This is a genomic window from Vibrio sp. Isolate23 (genome assembly GCF_022398095.1).
In the GTDB taxonomy this organism is placed as follows: domain Bacteria; phylum Pseudomonadota; class Gammaproteobacteria; order Enterobacterales; family Vibrionaceae; genus Vibrio; species Vibrio coralliilyticus_A.
Genome location: NZ_JAKEUV010000013.1, coordinates 61,050 through 83,047 on the forward strand (window position 1 = coordinate 61,050; position 21,998 = coordinate 83,047).

Below are 21,998 nucleotides of genomic sequence, written 5' to 3' on the forward strand. Positions count from 1 at the left end.
ATACGTGAATCACGGATTGGCGAAAAGTCACAATGAGAGTTTTAGATATGGCGGCGTTGCACAAACTGTCTCAAAAATTAGGCGAATGCCTGAAACAGCATAATTTAATTCTGACCACTGCAGAGTCTTGCACCGGTGGTGGTGTCTCTGCCGCAATTACCGATATTGCTGGCAGCTCTGCTTGGTTTGATCGTGCATTTATTACGTACAGTAATGAAGCGAAAATGGAAATGCTCGGTGTTAAAGATTCGACACTGGTTGAGTATGGTGCGGTGAGTGAAGAAATTGTTATTGAAATGGTGCAAGGTGCGATCAAGCAGTCAAAGGCGAATATTGGCGTATCCATCAGCGGTATTGCAGGACCGGATGGTGGAAGTGTCGAAAAACCTGTAGGTACAGTGTGTTTTGCTTGGGCTGATGAAAGTGGATGGCTGAAAGCGGCGACATACAGCTTTGATGGCAACCGGAGTGAAGTTCGCAGGCAAGCGGTCGAAGTTGCGCAAAAGGTACTGTATGAAGAAGTAAGTCAGCGTGAGTAATCGGAGAGATTTAAAATAAAAACTTTTATAAATTAAATAGATATAATCTATATCTAAAAAAATTGTCTGCAGCTATAGACACTGTATGAATCAACAGTATAATAATTTTCATTGATTGCTCAGGATGGTTCCAGAGCAGAACAGAAGAATTCAAAGATCATCAATGCATTGATGAACAAATCGGAGAAAGTGATGGACGATAACAAACAGAAAGCGCTCGCCGCTGCGCTCGGTCAGATTGAAAAGCAATTCGGTAAAGGCTCTATTATGCGCCTTGGTGACAACCGCGCTATGGATGTTGAAACCATCTCTACAGGCTCACTTTCTCTCGACATCGCACTTGGTGCTGGTGGTCTGCCAATGGGTCGTATCGTTGAAGTATATGGCCCTGAATCTTCAGGTAAAACAACGTTAACCCTTGAGTTGATTGCAGCAGCACAACGTGAGGGGAAAACTTGTGCCTTTATCGATGCCGAGCACGCTTTGGATCCTGTCTACGCTAAGAAACTGGGTGTAGATATTGATGCCCTACTGGTTTCTCAGCCAGATACGGGTGAACAAGCGCTTGAGATCTGTGATGCATTAGCTCGATCTGGCGCTATCGATGTTATGGTGGTTGATTCGGTTGCGGCTCTAACACCTAAAGCTGAAATTGAAGGGGAAATGGGCGACAGCCACATGGGTCTTCAAGCTCGTATGCTTTCCCAAGCTATGCGTAAGTTAACGGGTAACCTGAAACAGTCAAACTGTATGTGTATTTTCATCAACCAAATCCGTATGAAGATTGGTGTGATGTTTGGTAATCCTGAAACCACAACGGGTGGTAATGCACTAAAATTCTACGCTTCTGTTCGTCTTGATATTCGCCGCACAGGCTCTATCAAGGAAGGCGACGAAGTGGTGGGTAACGAAACTCGTATTAAAGTGGTTAAGAACAAGATCGCGGCGCCGTTCAAACAAGCAGAAACTCAGATTATGTACGGCGCAGGCTTTAACCGTGAAGGTGAGTTGATTGACTTAGGTGTGAAGAACAAGCTAGTTGAAAAAGCTGGCGCTTGGTATAGCTACAATGGTGATAAAATTGGCCAAGGTAAAGCCAATGCATGTAAGTACTTACGTGAAAACCCAGCTGCTGCTCAGCAAATTGACACCAAATTACGCGAGCTCTTACTGACTCCAGCAGAAATCCAACCAGATGACGCTGAGTTAGGTGAAATGCCAGAGCAAGAAGAGCTATAAAGTTATCTGGTTACTAAATTTAAAGCCCTGCAACAGCAGGGCTTTGTTGTATTTGGTGTGATGGAATAATCAATTACTTATTATGTTTCAACGTAAGCCTCCCACTTTATCCAGTAAAGAAATGGCGATTTACCTTCTTAGTCGGCGTGATCACGGAGAATATGAGCTGTTTCAGAAGCTCGTAATGAAAGGGTACGATGACGATGCGATTCAAGAAGCTGTCAATTTTTGTTTAGATCATAACTATCTTGATGATCTGCGTTTCGCAAAAAGCCAGATAAGGCAACATGTCTATAAAGGGTATGGAGAGCGTCGAATTCGCCAAGAGCTGAAACAAAAACGAGTGCCTGATTCAGTTATTGATCAAGCAATGGAAGAAGAGCCACAAGATTGGTTCGAGTTAGCAAAAAATGCAGCGGAGAAGAAATTTAAAGAAATCCACGCTAAGGACCAAAAAGAGTACGCCAAACAGGTGCGTTTTCTTCAATACCGGGGGTATAGTTTTGAACAAATTAGCTATGCTCTGAGCTCTGATAAAGAGGACTGATATTAAGTAACCGCACGATTTATAGATTTACGTTGCATTAACACATCATTCCGTTCTTTTCTGCGAGAAAACTAGTCGAAGCGTTAACCATGATCTACAATAGCGCAAAATTCTAACTCGACTATTTTCAGGAAGAGCTGCATGTACATGAGCACTGATGAGGTTCGTAACGCGTTCCTCAAGTTTTTTGAGAGCAAAGGACACCAAATCGTAGACAGTTCATCGTTGGTTCCACATAACGATCCAACCCTGCTATTCACAAACGCAGGTATGAACCAATTCAAAGATTGCTTCTTAGGCGCTGAAAAGCGTGCCTACACACGAGCAACGACAGCTCAGCGTTGTGTACGTGCAGGTGGTAAACACAATGACCTGGAAAATGTTGGTTTTACGGCCCGCCATCATACGTTTTTCGAAATGTTGGGTAATTTCAGCTTCGGTGATTATTTCAAAGAAGATGCAATTGCCTTTGCATGGGAATTCCTAACCGAAACACTTCAGCTACCGAAAGATCGTTTACTGGTTACCGTGTACGAAACTGATGACGAGGCATTTGACATCTGGAACAAGAAGGTTGGTGTGCCAGCTGATCGTATCGTCCGTATCGGTGATAAAGAAGGCGGTAAACAGTACGAGTCAGATAACTTCTGGACTATGGGTGACACAGGTCCTTGTGGTCCGTGTACGGAGATCTTCTACGATCACGGTGAACATATTTGGGGTGGACGTCCAGGTACACCTGAAGAAGACGGTGACCGTTTTATCGAAATCTGGAACAACGTTTTCATGCAGTTTAACCGTCATGCAGATGGTACGATGGAGCCGCTACCTAAGCCTGCTGTTGATACAGGTATGGGTATTGAGCGTATTTCTGCAATCATGCAAGGCGTTCACTCAAACTACGAAATCGACGTATTCCAACAGCTAATCAAAGCGGCAGCAGAAACGATCGGCTACGAAGACCTATCTAATCAATCACTACGCGTTATTGCAGACCACATACGTTCATGTTCATTCTTGATCGTTGATGGTGTGATGCCTTCAAACGAAGGTCGTGGTTACGTGCTACGTCGTATCATTCGTCGTGCTGTTCGTCATGGTAACAAGCTGGGGGCGAAGGGAGTATTCTTCCACAAACTGGTTGGTGTTCTTGCTGAAGTCATGGGTACTGCGGGCGAAGAGCTTAAAAAGCAACAAGCGGTTGTTGAAAAAGTGCTACGCATCGAAGAAGAGAACTTTGGCCGCACTCTAGAGCGTGGTATGGCGATTCTAAATGAAGCGCTTGACAGCCTAGACGGTAAAATCCTTGATGGTGAAACCGTATTTAAGCTTTATGATACCTACGGATTCCCTGCTGACTTGACTAACGATGTTGCGCGCGAGCGTGATTTTGCGATCGATGAAGAAGGTTTCGAGAAAGCGATGGAAGCGCAGCGCCAACGTGCTCGTGAAGCTGGTCAATTTGGTACTGATTACAACGCAACGATCAAAACGGAAGAGCAAACCGAGTTCTGCGGCTACACAGGTACAGAAGGTAAGAGCAATGTTGCTGAAATCTTTGTTGAAGGTGAAGCGACGGGCTCTTTATCAGCTGGCGATAAAGCGATCATCATCCTTGGTGAAACACCATTCTACGCAGAATCAGGCGGCCAGTGTGGTGACGCTGGTATTCTAAAAACTGAATCTGGCCTGTTCCAAGTAGAAGATACTCAGAAGCTAGGTAATGCCATTGCACACCACGGTGTTCTAGCGGAGGGTGTGCTAGCGAAAGGTGATGAAGTTGAAGCCGTTGTTGATGCTGAACGTCGCGCTGCTATCTCTTTGAACCATTCAGCAACGCACTTACTGCATTCCGCTCTGCGCAAAGTTCTAGGCGAGCATGTTACGCAGAAGGGCTCTCTAGTTAAGCCTGAAAACTTACGTTTTGACTTCTCTCATCTAGAAGCGGTAACCCCTGCAGAGCTAAAAGAAGTCGAGCGTCTGGTCAACGCGCAAATTCGTCGTAACCACAACATCGAAACCAATATCATGGACATTGAGTCTGCTAAGCAGAAAGGTGCAATGGCGCTATTCGGTGAGAAGTACGACGACGAAGTGCGTGTCTTGTCTATGGGAGATTTCTCTACTGAACTTTGTGGTGGTATCCACGCAGAGAACACCGGCGACATCGGTCTATTCAAGATCACTTCAGAAGGTGGTATTGCAGCGGGTATTCGTCGTATTGAAGCGGTAACGGGTGAAGCTGCACTAGATGCAATTGAAGCACAACAAGCGAAGTACGAAGAGAAACTGGCTGAATCTGCAACTAAAGCGAAAGCGTTAGAAAAAGAGATCCAGAAGCTAAAAGACAAGATGGCTGCAGCAGAAAGTGCAAACATCATGGGTAAAGCTCAGGAAATCAACGGCGTTAAAGTACTGATTGCTGGTATGGAAGGTGCTGATAGCAAGAACCTACGTACTATGGTTGACGACATCAAGAACCAAATGGGGAGTGGTGTTGTTATGCTGGCGAACGTTAATGATGGCAAAATTGGCCTCATCGCAGGTGTAACGAAAGACCTTATCGGCAAAGTTAAAGCGGGCGACCTTGTTAAGATGGTTGCTGAGCAAGTTGGTGGTAAAGGTGGTGGTCGTCCTGATATGGCTCAGGCGGGGGGGACCGACGTTGCCGCGCTTTCTGATGCAATTAAGTCAGTCCAGCCATGGCTTGAAGAACGCCTTTAAAAGCTAATTTAATATTTTTACGCTCAATCAATAGTTTGATTGGGCGTAATTTTTTTCTATTGACCAAGTGGTTTAATGGCGCAGTTGTTGTGTGCTATTCAGCGACTTGGTTTTTGTTATTACTGCTGCAGACAATATTCAACTAATTGAAAGCAGCCTAATGAGACTTTGGTCTTGGGAAGGTGAAGACTGGTGAAAAAGCCCCTTATCGTGCAAAAGTTTGGTGGAACCTCTGTCGGTTCAATTGAAAGAATCCACAGGGCCGCCAAGCACATCATTAAGGCGAAAAATGATGGTAATCAAGTTGTTGTAGTCGTGTCAGCAATGTCTGGAGAGACAAACCGACTTATGGATTTGGCAAAGCAAGTAGACAGCGTGCCAACAGCCCGAGAACTTGATGTTTTGCTTTCTGCTGGTGAGCAGGTGTCGATGGCACTGCTGGCAATGACTCTGAATAAATTAGGTTATGCCGCACGCTCACTTACCGGAGCACAGGCGAATATTGTGACGGACAATCAACACAATGACGCGACGATTAAAGACATTAATACATCAACAATTGAACAGCTCCTAGCACAAGACAACATAGTGATAATTGCAGGGTTTCAAGGTATTAATGAGAATGGGGACATCACGACTTTAGGCCGAGGTGGCTCGGACACCAGCGCTGTCACACTGGCAGGGGCTTTACAGGCCGAAGAGTGCCAGATCTACACTGATGTTGATGGGATATACACTTGTGATCCTCGCACAGTGGCTAATGCTAAAAAGCTGGATGTGATTGATTTTCCTTCGATGGAGGAAATGGCACGTAAAGGCGCAAAAGTACTCCACCTACCGTCGGTTCAGTATGCTTGGCAACACAATGTTCCGCTTCGCGTGCTTTCCACCTTTGATAATAATCAAGGCAGTCTTGTGAAAGGTCATGAATGCCAGAAGGCTATCTGTGGTGTGGCTATCCAGCGTGAGATGCTAATGATCAAGGTCGACCGAGATACATTTTGTAGCTTTGAGAAGCAATGTCAGATGTTAGGAGTGACGATTTGGAATGTGATCGACCATGCAGAATGGGTAGGTGTGGTGATAAAACACGATGCTTATGCAAAACTGGATCTGGTTTTCGGTGACAAAATCCGTAATAGTGAAGACGTTAGCCTACTTACTGTCGTGGGCGTTCAGGTCGAAGGATTGGTTGAACCGTCTTATGCCTTGCTGTCAGAGCAGGGGATGGGTGTGTTGCACTATGCAGTGAATCCGCGGTCGTTGGTGCTGGTATTGAAACCGGAATACGTCGACAAAGCTGCGAACATACTGCATGATGCTTACATCACTTCTGCAGAGGCTCTCGGTAGCCAGCAAAAACATGCCTTTTTAGGTTAATTTGGTTCGAGAATAGAGTTTACGAAAATATAACTTTTGTTGGATAATGGCCTCGTAGCAAGAAAAATCAGAGATTACTCAAGGAGCACAGAATGCTAATTTTAACTCGCCGCGTTGGCGAAACTCTAATGATCGGTGACGAAGTCACAGTCACAGTACTGGGTGTTAAAGGTAACCAGGTACGTATTGGTGTTAATGCACCAAAAGAGGTGTCTGTTCACCGCGAAGAAATCTACATGCGCATTCAAGCAGAAAAAGGTAATGGTAACCCTGCATCAGGCAACTACTAATTACACGAAAAGGCTGACATTATGTCAGCCTTTTTTGTATTATCACTGGGCACATTTATAGTAAAAAGAGCGAATTAGTATCGCTTTGATTAAATAGCCAACGGTTGGTTAACTTTTTGCTGATTTTGCCAAGAAAATGTTTGACATATTTTCGGTAAATCGTAATATGTGCCTCCGCAAGACGGTGAGGTGGCCGAGAGGCTGAAGGCGCTCCCCTGCTAAGGGAGTATGCGGTTTGTAGCCGCATCGAGGGTTCGAATCCCTCCCTCACCGCCATTCTTGCACTGCTCTTCGGAGTTTGCTTTAAAACAAGCATTGCGCGCTCGTAGCTCAGCTGGATAGAGTACCTGGCTACGAACCAGGCGGTCGAAGGTTCGAATCCTTCCGAGCGCGCCATATTCCTTACCAGGGAATAAAACGGTGAGGTGGCCGAGAGGCTGAAGGCGCTCCCCTGCTAAGGGAGTATGCGGTTTGTAGCCGCATCGAGGGTTCGAATCCCTCCCTCACCGCCATTAATTGGCCTATGGTCAATTTTTTTGTTTTAAAGAAAAGTTAGTGTGATATACTTCACAACTCTCTTTTGAGAGAACATTGCGCGCTCGTAGCTCAGCTGGATAGAGTACCTGGCTACGAACCAGGCGGTCGAAGGTTCGAATCCTTCCGAGCGCGCCACTATTTCGTTTARTAAGCTGCAAGCTTGTTGAACATYCCGTGCGTCCTTAGCTCAGCTGGATAGAGTACCTGGCTACGAACCAGGCGGTCGGAGGTTCGAATCCTCCAGGACGCGCCACTCTTTAAGGTCATWAGACCTGATATTGAYTTTAWCGATATCAAACATTGCGCGCTCGTAGCTCAGCTGGATAGAGTACCTGGCTACGAACCAGGCGGTCGAAGGTTCGAATCCTTCCGAGCGCGCCATTTATTAGAGCCCTGCTAGAAATAGCGGGGCTTTTTATTAACATTTCATTATCAATCTATTAACTTTATTTTTACAAGTTAATGTTTTCTAAGAGCTTTTTTGAGAAACATTATCCCTATCGCAGTAATCGTCCGATTTATCTAATAACTTCATAAAATCGGCAGTTATTTATCCTTATATCGTCTCATATTGCAGATTTATGTGATTTGTATGACGCAATCATCCCTAGAAATGTGCAATATCATCAAGACTGCTTTAAACAAAATTGACAAAGTTTAACCAATCGAGATAATCCTAGACCTCTTATCAGGATATTTGACTACTTTTCCTGAAAGAAAACGTCAGCACAGAACTGACGTCAAAAAGGGCATTTAGGACACGAAGTCCCAATAATTAAATGGCCAATATCTTGTCAGGATGACAAAGAAAGGATGCTTAAAATGGAAAATGTTGGAAGCCTGCTAGTAGATGCTGCGACCCTGATGCTTACAGGGATGGCCGTAGTATTTATATTCCTAACTATTCTCGTCTATCTCGTTCGGTTAATGTCTAAGCTGGTGCCAGAAGAAGTGCCAGAGCCGATCGCTACACCGAAACAAAATAATAAAATTCAACCAACCTCTTCTGCTATTAGCCCCAAGGTCGTTGCTGCGATTGCCGCAGCTGTGCATCAACATCGCACGTCAACCGCTAAGTAGCACTTAAATGGATTAAAAGGAGTTAATGAGCATGTCTAAACCACTAGCTTTAACCGACGTGGTGCTTCGTGACGCCCATCAGTCGCTGTTTGCAACGCGTATGCGTCTTGAAGATATGTTACCTATCGCAGCGGAGCTCGATAAAGTGGGGTACTGGTCTTTAGAAACCTGGGGCGGTGCCACTTTTGATGCATGCATCCGTTTTCTAGGAGAAGACCCATGGGAGCGCTTGCGTGAGCTTAAAAAAGCGATGCCCAATACACCAATGCAAATGCTGCTTCGTGGCCAAAACCTGCTAGGTTACCGCCACTACGCAGATGATGTGGTTGAAAAATTTGTTGAGCGTGCACACGCCAATGGTATGGATGTGTTCCGCATCTTTGATGCAATGAACGATGTGCGCAATTTCCAGAAAGCGGTCAAGGCAGCAGTCGATGTTGGTGCTCACGCACAAGGTACGCTTTCTTATACTACTAGCCCGGTTCACAATACCGACACTTGGGTTGATCTGGCGAAGCGTCTTGAAGATCTTGGTTGCCACTCTTTATGCATTAAAGATATGTCAGGTTTGCTTAAGCCGTATGAAGCGGAAGAGCTGATCACTCGAATTAAGTCTTCTACCGATATTCCTTTAGCACTTCACTGTCACGCAACGACTGGCTTATCTACTGCGACAGCAGTCAAAGCAGTCGAAGCTGGAGTCGATATTCTTGATACTGCTATTTCCTCAATGAGTTGCACTTACGGTCACACTCCGACGGAAACTGTGGTTGCTATGTTGCAAGGTACAGAACGTGATACCAACCTTAAGTTAGATCAGATCGAACCGATAGCGACATACTTTCGTGAAGTGCGTAAGAAGTACGCCAAATTTGAAGGTCAATTGAAAGGAGTTGATTCACGTATTCTGATTGCTCAAGTGCCGGGAGGTATGCTGACCAATATGGAAGGTCAGCTGAAAGAGCAGGGTGCAGCGGATCGTATTGATGAAGTATTGCAAGAGATCCCTCGTGTCCGCAAAGATCTGGGCTACATCCCACTTGTAACGCCCACATCGCAGATTGTTGGTACACAAGCCGTGATTAATGTACTTACGGGTGAGCGCTATAAGAGCATCACCAAAGAAACGGCTGGTGTTCTTAAAGGGGAATACGGTGAAGCTCCGGCTGCAGTGAACGCGGAACTACAGACAAAAGTGCTGGATGGTGATGAAGCGATTACCTGTCGTCCTGCGGATCTTCTTGAAGCGGAAATGGATACTCTGACTGACGATTTACTCGCAAAAGCAAAACAGGAGGGGATTTCTCTCGCTGAAGACACCGTGGATGATGTACTGACTTACGCATTATTCCCCCAGGTTGGCCTTAAGTTCCTTAAGAACCGCAGAAACCCTGATGCATTCGAGCCTGCTCCATGGTTAGAAGAGTCCCCTGTTTCTGCGCCTGTCGCGCAACCAGCTCAAGGTAGTATTGAGACATACAGTGTTAAAGTGGATGGTCAGGTTTATGATGTCGAAGTTGGTCCGCAAGGTCAGCTAACATCTGTAGCGCCTACTAGTTCGGCTGCTCAGCCAACAGCAGCTCCGGTTGCGTCCTCGGGGAGTTCAGAAACTGTTCCTGCTCCTTTGGCTGGGAACATTTTTAAAGTGAATGTTCAAACTGGTGCTCAGGTTGAAGAAGGTGAAGTTCTTCTGATTCTCGAAGCGATGAAAATGGAAACGGAAGTCCGTGCTGCCCGAAGTGGCACTGTGCAAGATCTTCACGTCAAAGAAGGTGATGCAGTGACGGTCGGTGCACCACTGCTGAGTCTGGCATAAGGGAGTATCATGGACGGATTAATGACCTTATGGTCAGAAACAGGGATTGCTAACTTTGAATTTGGCCAGATCTGCATGATTCTAGTTGGCTGTATTTTGTTGTTTTTGGCTATACGTAAAGGCTTTGAGCCCTTGCTGCTTCTGCCGATTGGTTTTGGTGCCATCTTGGCCAATATTCCAAATGCTGGTTTTACCGACGAAGGTGGTCTACTGTACTACGTCTACTATGTGGGGATTGAATCGGGTATCTTCCCGTTGCTTATCTTCATGGGCGTTGGGGCGATGACCGACTTTGGCGCATTGATTGCTAACCCGAAAACCTTGTGGTTAGGTGCTGCAGCACAATTTGGTATCTTTGCTACCTTGTTTGGCGCAATTTTGCTTAATTACGTACCGGGTATGGAATTCAGCATGCCTGATGCTGCTTCGATTGCCATTATTGGGGGCGCCGATGGACCAACCGCGATTTTCCTTGCCAGTCAACTGTCCCCTGATTTGTTGGGGGCCATAGCGGTAGCGGCATACAGCTATATGGCATTGGTACCCATCATTCAGCCACCAATCATGAAAGCGCTGACAACACCCGAGGAACGTAAGGTTAAGATGGCTCAGCTACGCCATGTCGGCAAAGCTGAAAAAATTCTCTTCCCACTTGCCGTGTTGTTGATGACGATCTTGTTCCTACCGTCCGCAACCCCGCTGGTTGGTATGTTCTGCCTCGGTAACTTGATGCGCGAAGCTGGGGTGGTGGATAGATTGTCGAAAACAGCGCAGAACGAGTTGATCAATATTGTCACCATCTTCCTTGGTTTAGGCGTTGGTTCTAAGCTTCAGGCGGAGGAATTCCTCAATGTTGAGACCTTGGGCATTCTTGCCTTAGGTGCCGTTGCCTTCAGTATTGGTACAGCGGGCGGTGTCTTAATGGCTAAACTGCTGAACAAGTTCTCCAAAGAAGATATTAACCCACTAATCGGTGCAGCTGGAGTATCTGCGGTACCGATGGCGGCGCGTGTGGTGAACAAGGTTGGCTTGGAGGCTAACCCACAAAACTTTCTCCTGATGCATGCCATGGGGCCGAACGTGGCAGGCGTTTTAGGCTCCGCAGTGGCGGCAGGTATTCTCCTTGCGTTGGTGAATTAACGTAAGTTATGAGTCAAATTGAGAATAGGCAGTTAACTTACTAGCAATAAATGGTATATATTCAAAGGGATGCTTTCGCATCCCTTTTTCGTATCGATAGGGAAATGATGAAATGGAAAATAAACAAATCGCGATAACCCAATTTGGTAATCCTGAAGTCTTAACCATTCAAACCAACGCTGTGCCTGAACCCCAACAAGGTGAGGTGTTGATTAAGGTCGCTTTTGCTGGCGTTAATCCTATCGATGTTAAAACTCGTGCTGGCCTTGGTTGGGCTGCTTCACAGAACAAAGACAATCTACCGTGGGTGCCTGGCTATGATGTTTCAGGTGAAGTTGTGGGTTGTGGGGAACAGGCAGAACGATTTACTGCTGGTGATAAAGTGGCTGGCTTTATTGGTTTCCCTCTTCGTGGGGGCGGGTATAGCCAGTATGTTTGTGTCCCAGAGACAGAGCTGAGCTTGGTACCTGATTCCATCACATTAGAAGCTGCGGCGGTGCTCCCTCTTGCTGGGCAAACTGCGGTTCAAGCTTTAGATAAAGCGAGTGTTCAAGAAGGGCAGAGAGTCTTGATTCTTGCTGGTGCCGGTGGTGTTGGTCATATTGCTATTCAGGTGGCGGTTGCCGCGAAAGCTGAAGTCTTTACCACTTGTAGCGAAGCCAACCTTGATTATATGGCGACGTTAGGCGCTCATGCGGTGAACTATCGGTTCTCCCCAGTCTCAGAGCGAGTCGAAGAAGCTGATGTGCTGATTGATCTTGTTGGCGGAGACGCCGCTTTAGATGCACTCAAATGCCTAAAAGACGGTGCCAAGGTGGTGACAGTGCCAACTATTACGGCGGAACTAATTTGTGAAAAAGCAAAGCTGCTTGGTTTTGAAGCTACAGGGATGCTGGTTGACCCCAACCCTGAGCAGCTTGATGCGTTAATTTATATGGTCAGTGTTGGATTACTCAAAACAGAGGTCCAGCATATCTATCCAATGGATCAGGTGATGGACGCTCATAAACAAATTGAAACAGGGCATACGCGAGGCAAGATCTTGCTTGATATGCAGTGCTAGAGGTGTTTAACACCACTTTTGAAAGCATTGCTCTATGGTTTTCTGATTCTGCACTCTGGGTCCTGTTTCTGTCCGGCTTTCTCAGTGCTACATTGCTTCCCGGAGGTTCAGAGGCTGGGCTCATTGCCACTTTAGGGCTCAATCACTATTCCACTCTATCTATTATTGTTGTGGCGACCCTAGGTAACACCTTGGGAGGCCTGACTAACTACTGGCTGGGTTTGTGGCTACCAAATCGAACTCAAGACGAAAAACATGGTCATAAAGCACTACAGTGGTTGGGGCAATATGGTTACTGGTCCCTTTTATTTAGCTGGTTACCCGTGATTGGTGACCCGCTTTGTCTGGCTGCAGGTTGGTTACGTATGCGTTTCTGGCCTTGTTTATGGTTGATCATGATGGGTAAAGCCATACGATATTGCCTGTTAGCCGCTCTTTACTATGGTTTTTTCTGAGGAGATGTCATGAGAAAAATCTGGCTAGGTGCCTTTTCTCTCGTTGCTCTTTATGGTTGTGCCAACAATCCATTATCGTCTGGTTCTCATCTGTCTTCACTCCCACAAGGAGTTTCTCTGATTGAAGACGTTCAGGCACAGCCTGGTAAGGCTATGATTCCTTACTCTAAATATCAGCTTGCGAACGGCTTGACCGTTATTCTTTCTCCCGATAATTCTGATCCTTTGGTCCATGTTGATGTTACTTACCATGTTGGGTCTGCTCGCGAAGAGATTGGTAAATCGGGTTTTGCCCACTTTTTCGAACATATGATGTTTCAAGGCAGCGAACATGTCGGTGATCAAGAACACTTTAAGATAATTACTGAAGCTGGGGGAACGCTTAACGGTACGACCAACCGCGATCGGACTAACTACTTCGAAACTGTGCCGTCTAATCAGCTAGAGAAAATGCTGTGGTTAGAATCCGATCGTATGGGTTTTTTGCTAGATGCAGTGTCACAGCGTAAGTTTGAGATCCAGCGAGATACAGTTAAAAATGAACGGGCTCAGAATTATGATAATCGCCCATATGGTCTGATGTGGGAAAAAATGGGTGAAGCGCTTTACCCTGAGGGACATCCTTATTCTTGGCAAACGATCGGCTATGTTGAAGACTTAGATCGTGTTGATGTGAATGATCTCAAAGCTTTCTTCTTGCGTTGGTATGGACCGAATAATGCGGTACTCACCATCGGTGGGGATATTAATGTTGAACAGACGCTGCACTGGGTTAATAAGTATTTCGGTTCTATTCCTGAAGGGCAAGAAGTCAAGCAGGCACCAAAGCAACCTGCTGTTCTCAATGAAGATAAATACATTACGTTGGAAGACCGTATCCAACAACCTATGGTTTTGGTGGGTTGGCCGACGACATATCGTGGAGAAAAGACAGAAGCTTCACTGAATGCATTGGCTAATGTATTAGGTAAAGGGGCAAATAGTCTGCTTTATCAAGACCTCGTTAAAACGCAAAAAGCGGTGGATGCCGGTGCATTCCAAGATTGCTCTGAATTGGCGTGTAATTTCTACGTTTATGCCATGGCTCCATCAGGTGAGAAAGGCAAACTGAAACCGCTGTATGATGAGTTGATGCAGACATTAGAGAAGTTTGAAGAGCGAGGTGTAGATCAAACTCGCTTGGATCAGATCACCGGTATGGCCGAAGCCAATGCGGTATTTGCGTTACAGAGTGTGAAAGGAAAAGTGACTCAACTCGCATCAAACCAGACTTTCTTCGGCCAGCCGGATCGTTTGCAAACTCAGCTCGAGCAGATTCGTGCGGTCTCTCCAGAGTCGGTTATGAAGGCTTATCAGGATTATGTGAATGGTCACCATAAAGTTACGTTGAGTGTCGTTCCGAAAGGCAAGCTAGATTATGTGGTTACACCCGCTACATTCATCACTCCAGAACGTACCTTGCCAGAATACACCAAGATCAAGGAGCAAGATCTCGCCTATCGTCGTCCAGTGGATGACTTTGACCGTTCAGTAATGCCAGAAGTCGCTGAAGCAGTGAAAGCCCAGATGCCTAAGTTGTACAAGCTGTATTTTGATAATGGCGCAGAGCTGCTAGGTACGGAAAGCAGGGAAACCCCAACGGTTCAACTGGAAATTCGTTTCCCAGCCGGTGAGCGGTATGTTCAGCCGGGTAAGGAAGGCTTAGCGAATTTGACTGCTGCTATGATGGAAGAGGGGACGTTAGATTCCACGGTTGAACAGCTGCAAGCGAGGCTGGATAAACTAGGCAGTACGGTTTCCATTAATGCTGCAAACTACACGACCAGTATCTCCGTTTCCAGCCTAGAGAAAAATCTAGCTCAAACACAGGCCATTGTGGAAGAAGTGTTATTTAAACCGGCGTTTAATGAATCTGACTTTGAGCGTAATAAACAACAGATGCTTGAGGGTATTGTTTATCAGCATCAGAAGCCGAGCTGGTTGGCTTCTCAGGCAACCAGACAAGTACTGTTCTCTGGTTCTATCTACCAGCGTCCTAATGATGGAACGAAAGAGTCGGTGGCTGCGTTGACTTTGGATGATGTTAAAGCATTTTATCGTCAGCATTACACTCCACATGGCGCGCAAATTGTTGTGGTTGGCGATATTTCCAAACGTCAGGTTAAAAAACAACTCGCCTTCTTGGAAAATTGGCAAGGTGAAGAAGCTCCTTTACTTCGCCCACAGCTGGTTGAGCAAACCAATGCACAAAAAATTTACCTAGTAGATAAGCCAGGGGCACCACAAAGTATTGTTCGCTTTGTCCGTCAGGGGCTGCCTTTTGATGCAACAGGTGAAGTGTATCTAACTCAGCTTGCTAACTTTAATTTGGCTGGAAACTTCAATAGCCGAATCAATCAGAACCTACGTGAAGATAAAGGCTATACCTATGGTGCAAGTGGTTACTTTGCTGCTAACAGAGAAGTGGGAGCAATTGTCTTCTCGGCTCAGGTTCGGGCTGACTCTACTCTCGAGTCAATTAAAGAGTTTGAAAAAGAGTTGGAGCAGTACAGCAAACAGGGTATGACTGACGAAGAAATGAAATTTTTACGTTTAGCAGTTGGTCAACAAGATGCTCTGAAGTATGAAACACCTTCACAGAAAGCACAGTTGTTAAGTAGTATTCTGGCTTATAGCTTGGACGAAGATTATCTCAAGCAACGTAATGAGATTGTGGATACGGTCAGCAAAGACACTTTGAACCGAATGGCAGCTAAGTGGTTTATTCCTGATGCCTATCAGATCATTGTTGTTGGTGACGCAAAATTGCTGAAGCCTCAGCTAGAAAGTTTGCAAATCCCGCTAGAAGAGCTTGAAATCGTTCGTTAGAGTACACATAAATTAGAGCATGAGAGAGGGATGGGAGCAGTCTCACCCTCTGATAATTCAAACGGCCCAGAAGTATTTGGGTCAGGACATAAGCGAACCTCATTTTGACAGATTTTGCTGCGCGACTGGAGCGAGTTGCACAAAACCCTAAAATATTTCAATCCTTTGGCCGTGGTGTAGAGAGAGAAACGCTGCGTTATCAAAAGGATGGTAGGTTAGCGACGACGCCTCACCCCCAAGCGCTGGGCTCGGCATACGCGAATGATTGGATCACGACTGATTTTTCTGAGTCTTTGTTGGAGTTCATTACTCCAGTATCCAGTGACATAAAAACATTGACTGCGCAGCTTGAGGATATTCATCACTTTACCCAGACGAAGCTGGGCGAAGAGAAAATGTGGCCACTGTCTATGCCATGTTATGTTAGTCAGGAGGACGACATCAATCTTGCCCAATACGGAAGCTCCAACTCTGGCAAGATGAAAACGTTATACCGTGAAGGGCTAAAGCGTCGCTATGGAAGCCTGATGCAAATTATTTCCGGCGTGCATTTCAACTTCTCATTTCCTGAATCTTTCTGGGATGCGTTGTATGGAGAACAGCCTGAAGCCGAGCGCCAGCAAACAAAATCTGACGCTTATTTTGGGCTGATTCGTAATTACTACCGTTTTGGCTGGCTGATTCCTTACTTTTTTGGAGCGTCACCAGCACTATGCTCTTCCTTTGTTCAGGGGCGAGAAACAACTCTGCCTTTTGAGAACATCGGAGAAACGCTATTTCTACCACATGCCACTTCCCTACGCATGAGTGACTTAGGTTATACCAACAGTGCGCAAAGCGTATTGAGGATTGGTTTCAATAGCCTAGATGAGTATTTAGACGGGCTCAACGCGGCAATTCGAACACCATCTGCTGAGTTTGCTGAGATTGGCGTTAAAGTAGAAGGTGAATATCGACAGCTAAACAGTAATGTGCTTCAGATTGAAAATGAACTGTATGCACCGATTCGCCCTAAGCGTGTTGCTAAAGGTGGTGAGAAGCCTTCGGAAGCCTTATCGCGTGGTGGTGTTGAATATATTGAAGTGCGTTCACTTGATGTGAACCCTTACAGTGCCATTGGTATTGATGAGGAGCAGATTCGTTTCTTAGATTTGTTTCTTACTTGGGCGGCGATAACGGAATCCGAACCGATGGATTTCTGTGAACAAGCATGCTGGCGTGAAAACTGGAATAAAGTCATTGAAGCGGGGCGTAAACCTGGCTTAGAACTGCAAATCGGTTGTAAAGGTGAAGTATTGTCATTACAGGATTGGGCTCTACGAGTGTTTGACGAGATTCTCCTCATTGCAGAAAAAATGGATGCTGCAGTAGGAGGAGAAGCCTATCAGTCGGTATGCCATAAATTGTTGACTTGGATACACAATCCAGAATTGACTATTTCTGGCCAACTGTTGGCGGATACCAAACGTCTGGGAGGGTTAGGCAAAGTCGGTTGTGATTTTGGTCAGCAATACCGTGAGCAACATTTGAGTCATGTATTCCAAGTGTACAGTGCTCAAGTGATGGAGCAGGAAGTAGAACGTTCACGTATAGCTCAAGTAAACTCGGAACAAGCGGATACGCTAAGTTTTGATGACTTTTTAGATGATTACTTCACCTATTTGAAGGCATAGGAAAACATTGAAAAGGGCTTTTCTGCTATCGAGTATTGTGATGTTAGGTGGCTGCGCGACGGCTCCACCTAAAAGTCAAAGCAATGCATGTGATATCTTCCGTGAATATCAGGATTGGTATGATGCCGCTGTTGAGATGGAAGAAGAATGGGGAACTCCTATTCAAATTGCGATGGCATTTGTCAAGCAGGAAAGCAGCTTTCGACATGACGCTAGGCCCCCGAAAGATTACCTACTTGGTATTATACCTTGGGGAAGGGTCAGCAGTGCTTATGGCTATGCTCAGGCACAAGATCCAGCTTGGGAAGATTTTCAAAAAGCGACAGGTCATGGTGGTTCTAGGACGAACTTTGATGATTCAATGATGTTCATCGGCTGGTATACCAGTGAAACCCAGAAGCAATTAGGGATCTCTAAGTGGGATCCTTATAATCAGTATTTGGCCTATCATGAAGGGCGTAGTGGTTATAAGCGAAAATCTTATCAATCAAAACCTGCATTGGTAAAAGTTGCTCGCAAAGTCGAGAAGCAGGCAAAGGATTATGGTTGGCAACTCAAACAGTGCCGACAAGAATTGGAAAGTAACCGGAGTTGGTTTTTCTAACCCGGGGCGAAGGAGAAGGACAATGCCATTATTAGATAGCTTCACTGTGGATCACACTCGTATGAATGCACCAGCGGTGCGTGTAGCGAAGACGATGACTACTCCGAAAGGGGATACCATCACAGTGTTTGATTTGCGCTTTACCGCGCCTAACAAAGACATACTTTCGGAGAAAGGTATTCATACACTTGAGCATTTATATGCGGGCTTTATGCGTAGCCACCTGAATGGTAATAATGTTGAGATTATCGATATTTCCCCTATGGGTTGCCGTACAGGGTTTTATATGAGTCTGATTGGTACACCTTCAGAAGATCAGGTAGCTCAGTCATGGTTATCCGCTATGCAAGACGTGCTCAAGGTCGAAAGTCAGAACAAAATCCCCGAGCTGAACGAATACCAATGTGGTACAGCAGCGATGCACTCTCTAGAGGAAGCAAAGCAAATTGCACAGACAATTATCGATGCGGGAATTAAAGTTAATAAGAACGATGAGTTGGCACTACCAGAGTCGATGCTAAAAGAGTTGAAAGTAGACTAGTCGTTGCATTGGAATAGAAGAGGAAGGCGGCTGCCTTCCTCTTCTTTATTGAACTTTAGGTAAAACAACAACCTGTGTCTTAGCCCAAATGTCATGAAAACCACGTTTTTGCGGATCGATGGGGACAGTCAAATTGGCTAAACCAAATCCTGAAGTAGCAATGCGAATAAGAGCCTGCGTGACAGAAATGGCTCTGCCATCGGCGTTACGAACTTGTATTTTCCAAGCTCTCATCCCAAGAGTTTGTCCTGCCCGAGTCCAGAAGAAAACAAAGAAATAAATCCAGACAACCGCTAGGTAGAGAGTATAAGTCGGTCCCCATATCGGATGATTAGTAAGAAAGTCGCTTACATCTGTATAAGGAGCGACATGAAAGGCGCCCATAGCGACTGAGGCATGTAAAACGGCAATAACAATGCCTGCTGCCATCATTTCAATCGCAATAACGATTAAACTATCGTAAAACAATGCGCCAAGGCGACGCATTAGACCTGCTGGTGGCAGGGTGTCTGTTGTCGACATATTAACTTACCCAAATTTAATAAGGCGTCAGAATATAGCTTCACCGTAAGTCTGAAAAGAGACTTTGCGCACAGCTTAATAATTTGTGGTGATTTTATCAGCAAACGGCAATCTATTCAGTCTTTTGCACTTGCACGAATACTTTGCTTACGTATAATGCCAACCATCAAAGGGCAACAGCCCAAAGATGCCGGTGTGGTGAAATTGGTATACACGACGGATTCAAAATCCGTTGCCTTCGGGCGTGGCGGTTCAAGTCCGCCCACCGGTACCATAATTCATATGATAAAGCCTCGACGAAAGTCGGGGCTTTGTTGTATTTGTCTGTTATAAAACTAGGTAGGAGATCTAGATGGAATGCCTTCTGGCTGAAGGCCGGATATCAATTCTAGGCATTGGCCAATAGCTGGGAAGCTTGTCTTTATCTTGTTTGAATTATGCCCTGCCTGCAAAACTTCTCTCGTAGTTATACTTCATCTGTCTTTACTAGCGATAATAAAAATCTTCAAATTTTTCTATTAGTTAAGTAAATATTGTCTATCTTTTAGAGAGACAATATTTCTGAAAGGATTCAATCAATGTATCAACTCACCCCTTACTTGTTTTTCGCTGGACGCTGTGATGAAGCGCTAGACTTCTACTGCCAAGCGTTTGGTGGGGTTGTGGTCACCAAGCAATACTTTAAGGACTCACCTCAACAAATAGAGGGCGCCGATCCCGATTGGATCATGCATGCAGAGTGCGAAGCATTCGGTATGAAGTTAATGCTTTCAGATGGCTTAGTCGCGAAGGAACGTTCTGGTAATCATATTGCACTGTCTCTGGTGTTTGATGACATCAATGATCAGGCCAGAGTCTTTGATAAATTATCCCACGGTGGGAATATTATGATGCCACTTGCTGACACGTTTTGGGGGGCTCGTTTTGGTAAAATTGAAGATAAATTTGGGGTTCGTTGGATGTTACATTGTGAGTTGGTTAAGTAACTTCGCAAACTGACGTAGCCTCTTTACTTGCTAAGGGTTGTTAGTGGTGAATTCTGCGTGTGAGTTGCCTAAAATGATAAATCAATTAATGAAGATTAAGTTGTATATAAATCGTGGCTAGCATAAAAATAACTGTAGACAGACTTCAGCCAGGGTTGCATATCCGACTTCCAGTCAAATGGAATGAGCACCCCTTTTTGTTTAATAGCTTTAAGATTAAAGACGAAGAACAGATCCGTCTGATCCGTCACTTAGGCATTAAACATGTGTTTATGAACCCTAGCCAGAGTGATACTCAACCTCTCCCTCCACCGACAGAGCCACAGGATAAAGATGAAACTCCGGCAGAACAAATCGATCTTGAAGCACAGAAGCTTTGGAAAGAGAAGCAAGACCGAATTGAAAAGCTTAGTGCGTATCGACGCCGGGTGATTAACTGTGAGAAAGAATTTGAACGTTCACTATCTCGGATGAGAGCGGTGATGAATAAAATTCGTAACCGCCCGGAACAGGCGGTTGATGAAGCAGCCCTATTAGTCGATGACATTGTCGATAAACTGTTGAGTGACGATCATGTGACTTTGCATTTGATGAATGGCAAAAGTGAGTTTGAAGATATTTACTTTCATTGCCTTAATGTCTCAGTTATTGCCATGATGATCGCTCAAGCGAAAAAGCTTGAAGCACAACAGATAAAGGAAGTTGCCTTTGCGGCTTTGTTTCACGATATGGGGAAAGTGAAGGTACCGACTGCTATCGTTCGTAAGCAGACCCCTTTAAGTGAGCCGGAAAAAAACTACCTTAAGCTTCATACTAAATACGGTCTTGATATCGCCAGTAATATGGAGAGCTTTCCTGAAAGCGCCAGAAAGGTTATCGCTCAGCATCATGAATTAAATGATGGCTCAGGTTATCCAGAAGGATTGAAAGAAGATCAAATTGATGAGCTGACGCAAATTATTTCAGTTGCCAATGCTTACGATAACCTATGCCACAGCAACATCCCCTCTGAACAAAAAATTCCATATGTGGCACTGTCTCATCTATATAAAAACTGTAAACATCTATATAACAATGAAAACCTCAATATTCTGATTAAGTTTATGGGGATCTATCCGCCAGGCACTGTTGTTCAGCTGTCTAACGATATGGTTGGCTTGGTTATCTCAGTCAACGCGCGTAACATTCTTTTCCCTGATGTGCTTATCTATGATCCTTCAGTCCCAAGAACGCAAGCTCCGATCATTGATTTAGCCGAGAAAGAGATAAAAATCGTGAATGCCATTTTGCCTAACAAACTACCTGATAAAGTACGTGAGTATTTAAACCCTCGCTCTAGGATCTCCTATTTCTTTGATAGTGATGATTAGTTATCCACAGTAATTTGTGGGTAGCTTGATGATAAGTTGAAGATAAAATGGTACTAAATAGGCGCTTGAATGATTAATGGTCATTTAAGCGTTTTTTTATCGAAAAAGGCAAATTTATACTTGCCATCCTTTTGGAGCTCCCTATAATGCGCATCCACTGACACGGCAGACGCCACAAGGCTTCAGCAGTGTGAGAGAGGTGAAAAACTTCTGAGAAAATAAGTTTGAAAAAGTGTTTGACTCTTCAAATTATCTCGCTAGAATGCACCTCCGCTTTGAGAGAAAGCCTCTTGAAAAGCACAGCTCTTTAACAATATAAACCTATCAATCTGTGTGGGCACTCGTTGATGATAATCCAATTAGAAGCTTMGGCTTCAAATTAGGTTTCAATGAAACGAAGTGACCATTGAATCTTCGGATTCAGCACAGTCAATTCAAACATTACTTATGTAATGTTCAGTATTCATTGAGCCGAACAAAATCTTAAATTGAAGAGTTTGATCATGGCTCAGATTGAACGCTGGCGGCAGGCCTAACACATGCAAGTCGAGCGGAAACGAGTTATCTGAACCTTCGGGGAACGATAACGGCGTCGAGCGGCGGACGGGTGAGTAATGCCTGGGA

At 45.1% G+C, this 21,998-nt stretch carries 18 protein-coding genes, 7 tRNA genes and 1 rRNA gene; 25 read left to right on the forward strand and 1 reads right to left on the reverse strand.

What is annotated here, in order from left to right; all coding sequences use genetic code 11:
- Nucleotides 1-47: 47 nt before the first annotated feature.
- The 21 genes from pncC (at nt 48) to luxS (ending at nt 18,496) form a co-directional block, all read left to right on the forward strand.
- The gene (pncC, locus tag L1D31_RS20815; RefSeq protein ID WP_239838915.1) at nt 48-539 is read left to right on the forward strand and encodes a nicotinamide-nucleotide amidase; all 492 of its coding nucleotides are present in this window, start codon (nt 48-50) and stop codon (nt 537-539) included.
- Between the two features lie 192 nt (nt 540-731).
- Complete coding sequence (gene recA / locus L1D31_RS20820; protein WP_031343405.1) at nt 732-1,778, forward strand: recombinase RecA; 1,047 nt, start codon at nt 732-734, stop codon at nt 1,776-1,778.
- Between the two features lie 82 nt (nt 1,779-1,860).
- Nucleotides 1,861-2,325: a recombination regulator RecX gene (gene recX / locus L1D31_RS20825; protein WP_239838900.1), complete on the forward strand. Its 465-nt coding sequence runs from the start codon at nt 1,861-1,863 to the stop codon at nt 2,323-2,325.
- 141 nt (nt 2,326-2,466) lie between these two features.
- Nucleotides 2,467-5,049, forward strand: a complete 2,583-nt coding sequence (gene alaS / locus L1D31_RS20830; protein WP_239838901.1) for an alanine--tRNA ligase — start codon at nt 2,467-2,469, stop codon at nt 5,047-5,049.
- Between the two features lie 192 nt (nt 5,050-5,241).
- Nucleotides 5,242-6,429 (forward strand): aspartate kinase, encoded by a 1,188-nt coding sequence (locus L1D31_RS20835; protein ID WP_239838902.1) that lies wholly within the window; start codon nt 5,242-5,244, stop codon nt 6,427-6,429.
- Between the two features lie 92 nt (nt 6,430-6,521).
- Nucleotides 6,522-6,719 (forward strand): carbon storage regulator CsrA, encoded by a 198-nt coding sequence (gene csrA / locus L1D31_RS20840; protein WP_229631383.1) that lies wholly within the window; start codon nt 6,522-6,524, stop codon nt 6,717-6,719.
- Nucleotides 6,720-6,902: 183 nt separating this feature from the next.
- A tRNA-Ser gene (locus tag L1D31_RS20845) sits at nt 6,903-6,995 on the forward strand.
- 43 nt (nt 6,996-7,038) lie between these two features.
- Nucleotides 7,039-7,115: transfer RNA gene (locus tag L1D31_RS20850), tRNA-Arg, on the forward strand.
- Between the two features lie 23 nt (nt 7,116-7,138).
- Nucleotides 7,139-7,231, forward strand: a tRNA-Ser gene (locus L1D31_RS20855).
- Nucleotides 7,232-7,314: 83 nt separating this feature from the next.
- Nucleotides 7,315-7,391 (forward strand) — tRNA-Arg (locus L1D31_RS20860).
- Between the two features lie 41 nt (nt 7,392-7,432).
- Nucleotides 7,433-7,509, forward strand: a tRNA-Arg gene (locus L1D31_RS20865).
- 51 nt (nt 7,510-7,560) lie between these two features.
- Nucleotides 7,561-7,637: transfer RNA gene (locus L1D31_RS20870), tRNA-Arg, on the forward strand.
- Nucleotides 7,638-8,078: 441 nt separating this feature from the next.
- Nucleotides 8,079-8,336 carry an oxaloacetate decarboxylase subunit gamma gene (locus L1D31_RS20875; protein WP_239838903.1) on the forward strand — a complete coding sequence of 86 codons (258 nt, stop codon included), beginning with the start codon at nt 8,079-8,081 and terminating at the stop codon, nt 8,334-8,336.
- A 31-nt stretch (nt 8,337-8,367) separates the two neighbouring features.
- Nucleotides 8,368-10,152, forward strand: a complete 1,785-nt coding sequence (gene oadA / locus L1D31_RS20880) for a sodium-extruding oxaloacetate decarboxylase subunit alpha (protein WP_239838904.1) — start codon at nt 8,368-8,370, stop codon at nt 10,150-10,152.
- Between the two features lie 9 nt (nt 10,153-10,161).
- A complete protein-coding gene (locus L1D31_RS20885; protein ID WP_239838905.1) occupies nt 10,162-11,292 on the forward strand; it encodes a sodium ion-translocating decarboxylase subunit beta in 1,131 nt (376 codons plus the stop codon).
- 112 nt (nt 11,293-11,404) lie between these two features.
- Nucleotides 11,405-12,355, forward strand: coding sequence for an NADP-dependent oxidoreductase (locus L1D31_RS20890; RefSeq protein ID WP_239838906.1), 951 nt, complete (start codon nt 11,405-11,407; stop codon nt 12,353-12,355).
- On the forward strand, nt 12,349-12,810 hold the full coding sequence (locus L1D31_RS20895; RefSeq protein ID WP_239838907.1) for a YqaA family protein: 462 nt from the start codon (nt 12,349-12,351) through the stop codon (nt 12,808-12,810). Before L1D31_RS20890 ends, L1D31_RS20895 begins: the two co-directional genes overlap by 7 nt.
- A 9-nt stretch (nt 12,811-12,819) precedes the next feature.
- On the forward strand, nt 12,820-15,678 hold the full coding sequence (locus L1D31_RS20900) for a pitrilysin family protein (protein ID WP_239838908.1): 2,859 nt from the start codon (nt 12,820-12,822) through the stop codon (nt 15,676-15,678).
- 104 nt (nt 15,679-15,782) lie between these two features.
- Entirely contained in the window at nt 15,783-17,351 is a 1,569-nt protein-coding gene (gene gshA / locus L1D31_RS20905) for a glutamate--cysteine ligase (protein ID WP_239838909.1), read from the forward strand.
- Between the two features lie 7 nt (nt 17,352-17,358).
- Entirely contained in the window at nt 17,359-17,955 is a 597-nt protein-coding gene (locus tag L1D31_RS20910) for a hypothetical protein (protein WP_255905846.1), read from the forward strand.
- A gap of 22 nt (nt 17,956-17,977) precedes the next feature.
- Nucleotides 17,978-18,496 (forward strand): S-ribosylhomocysteine lyase, encoded by a 519-nt coding sequence (luxS, locus tag L1D31_RS20915; RefSeq protein WP_239838910.1) that lies wholly within the window; start codon nt 17,978-17,980, stop codon nt 18,494-18,496.
- A gap of 45 nt (nt 18,497-18,541) precedes the next feature.
- Here the strand turns inward: luxS and L1D31_RS20920 are convergent, their stop codons facing one another.
- Nucleotides 18,542-19,018: an RDD family protein gene (locus L1D31_RS20920; protein ID WP_239838911.1), complete on the reverse strand. Its 477-nt coding sequence runs from the start codon at nt 19,016-19,018 to the stop codon at nt 18,542-18,544.
- 189 nt (nt 19,019-19,207) lie between these two features.
- Between L1D31_RS20920 and L1D31_RS20925 the strand changes: the two genes are divergently transcribed.
- The 4 genes from L1D31_RS20925 to L1D31_RS20940 all read left to right on the forward strand — a co-directional run.
- Nucleotides 19,208-19,292, forward strand: a tRNA-Leu gene (locus L1D31_RS20925).
- A gap of 304 nt (nt 19,293-19,596) precedes the next feature.
- Nucleotides 19,597-20,004, forward strand: a complete 408-nt coding sequence (locus tag L1D31_RS20930; RefSeq protein ID WP_239838912.1) for a VOC family protein — start codon at nt 19,597-19,599, stop codon at nt 20,002-20,004.
- Nucleotides 20,005-20,117: 113 nt separating this feature from the next.
- Complete coding sequence (locus L1D31_RS20935) at nt 20,118-21,374, forward strand: HD-GYP domain-containing protein (protein ID WP_239838913.1); 1,257 nt, start codon at nt 20,118-20,120, stop codon at nt 21,372-21,374.
- A gap of 485 nt (nt 21,375-21,859) precedes the next feature.
- Nucleotides 21,860-21,998 (forward strand): 16S ribosomal RNA (locus tag L1D31_RS20940); the annotation flags it as partial.

Bases quoted from the DNA above. Each gene is read 5' to 3' on its own strand.
- L1D31_RS20885 (WP_239838905.1), top strand. From the start codon at position 10,162: ATGGACGGATTAATGACCTTATGGTCAGAAACAGGGATTGCTAACTTT.
- oadA (WP_239838904.1), top strand. From the start codon at position 8,368: ATGTCTAAACCACTAGCTTTAACCGACGTGGTGCTTCGTGACGCCCAT.
- recX (WP_239838900.1), top strand. From the start codon at position 1,861: ATGTTTCAACGTAAGCCTCCCACTTTATCCAGTAAAGAAATGGCGATT.
- pncC (WP_239838915.1), top strand. From the start codon at position 48: ATGGCGGCGTTGCACAAACTGTCTCAAAAATTAGGCGAATGCCTGAAA.
- L1D31_RS20890 (WP_239838906.1), top strand. From the start codon at position 11,405: ATGGAAAATAAACAAATCGCGATAACCCAATTTGGTAATCCTGAAGTC.
- csrA (WP_229631383.1), top strand. From the start codon at position 6,522: ATGCTAATTTTAACTCGCCGCGTTGGCGAAACTCTAATGATCGGTGAC.
- recA (WP_031343405.1), top strand. From the start codon at position 732: ATGGACGATAACAAACAGAAAGCGCTCGCCGCTGCGCTCGGTCAGATT.
- L1D31_RS20930 (WP_239838912.1), top strand. From the start codon at position 19,597: ATGTATCAACTCACCCCTTACTTGTTTTTCGCTGGACGCTGTGATGAA.
- luxS (WP_239838910.1), top strand. From the start codon at position 17,978: ATGCCATTATTAGATAGCTTCACTGTGGATCACACTCGTATGAATGCA.
- L1D31_RS20875 (WP_239838903.1), top strand. From the start codon at position 8,079: ATGGAAAATGTTGGAAGCCTGCTAGTAGATGCTGCGACCCTGATGCTT.
- alaS (WP_239838901.1), top strand. From the start codon at position 2,467: ATGTACATGAGCACTGATGAGGTTCGTAACGCGTTCCTCAAGTTTTTT.
- L1D31_RS20900 (WP_239838908.1), top strand. From the start codon at position 12,820: ATGAGAAAAATCTGGCTAGGTGCCTTTTCTCTCGTTGCTCTTTATGGT.
- L1D31_RS20920 (WP_239838911.1), bottom strand. From the start codon at position 19,018: ATGTCGACAACAGACACCCTGCCACCAGCAGGTCTAATGCGTCGCCTT.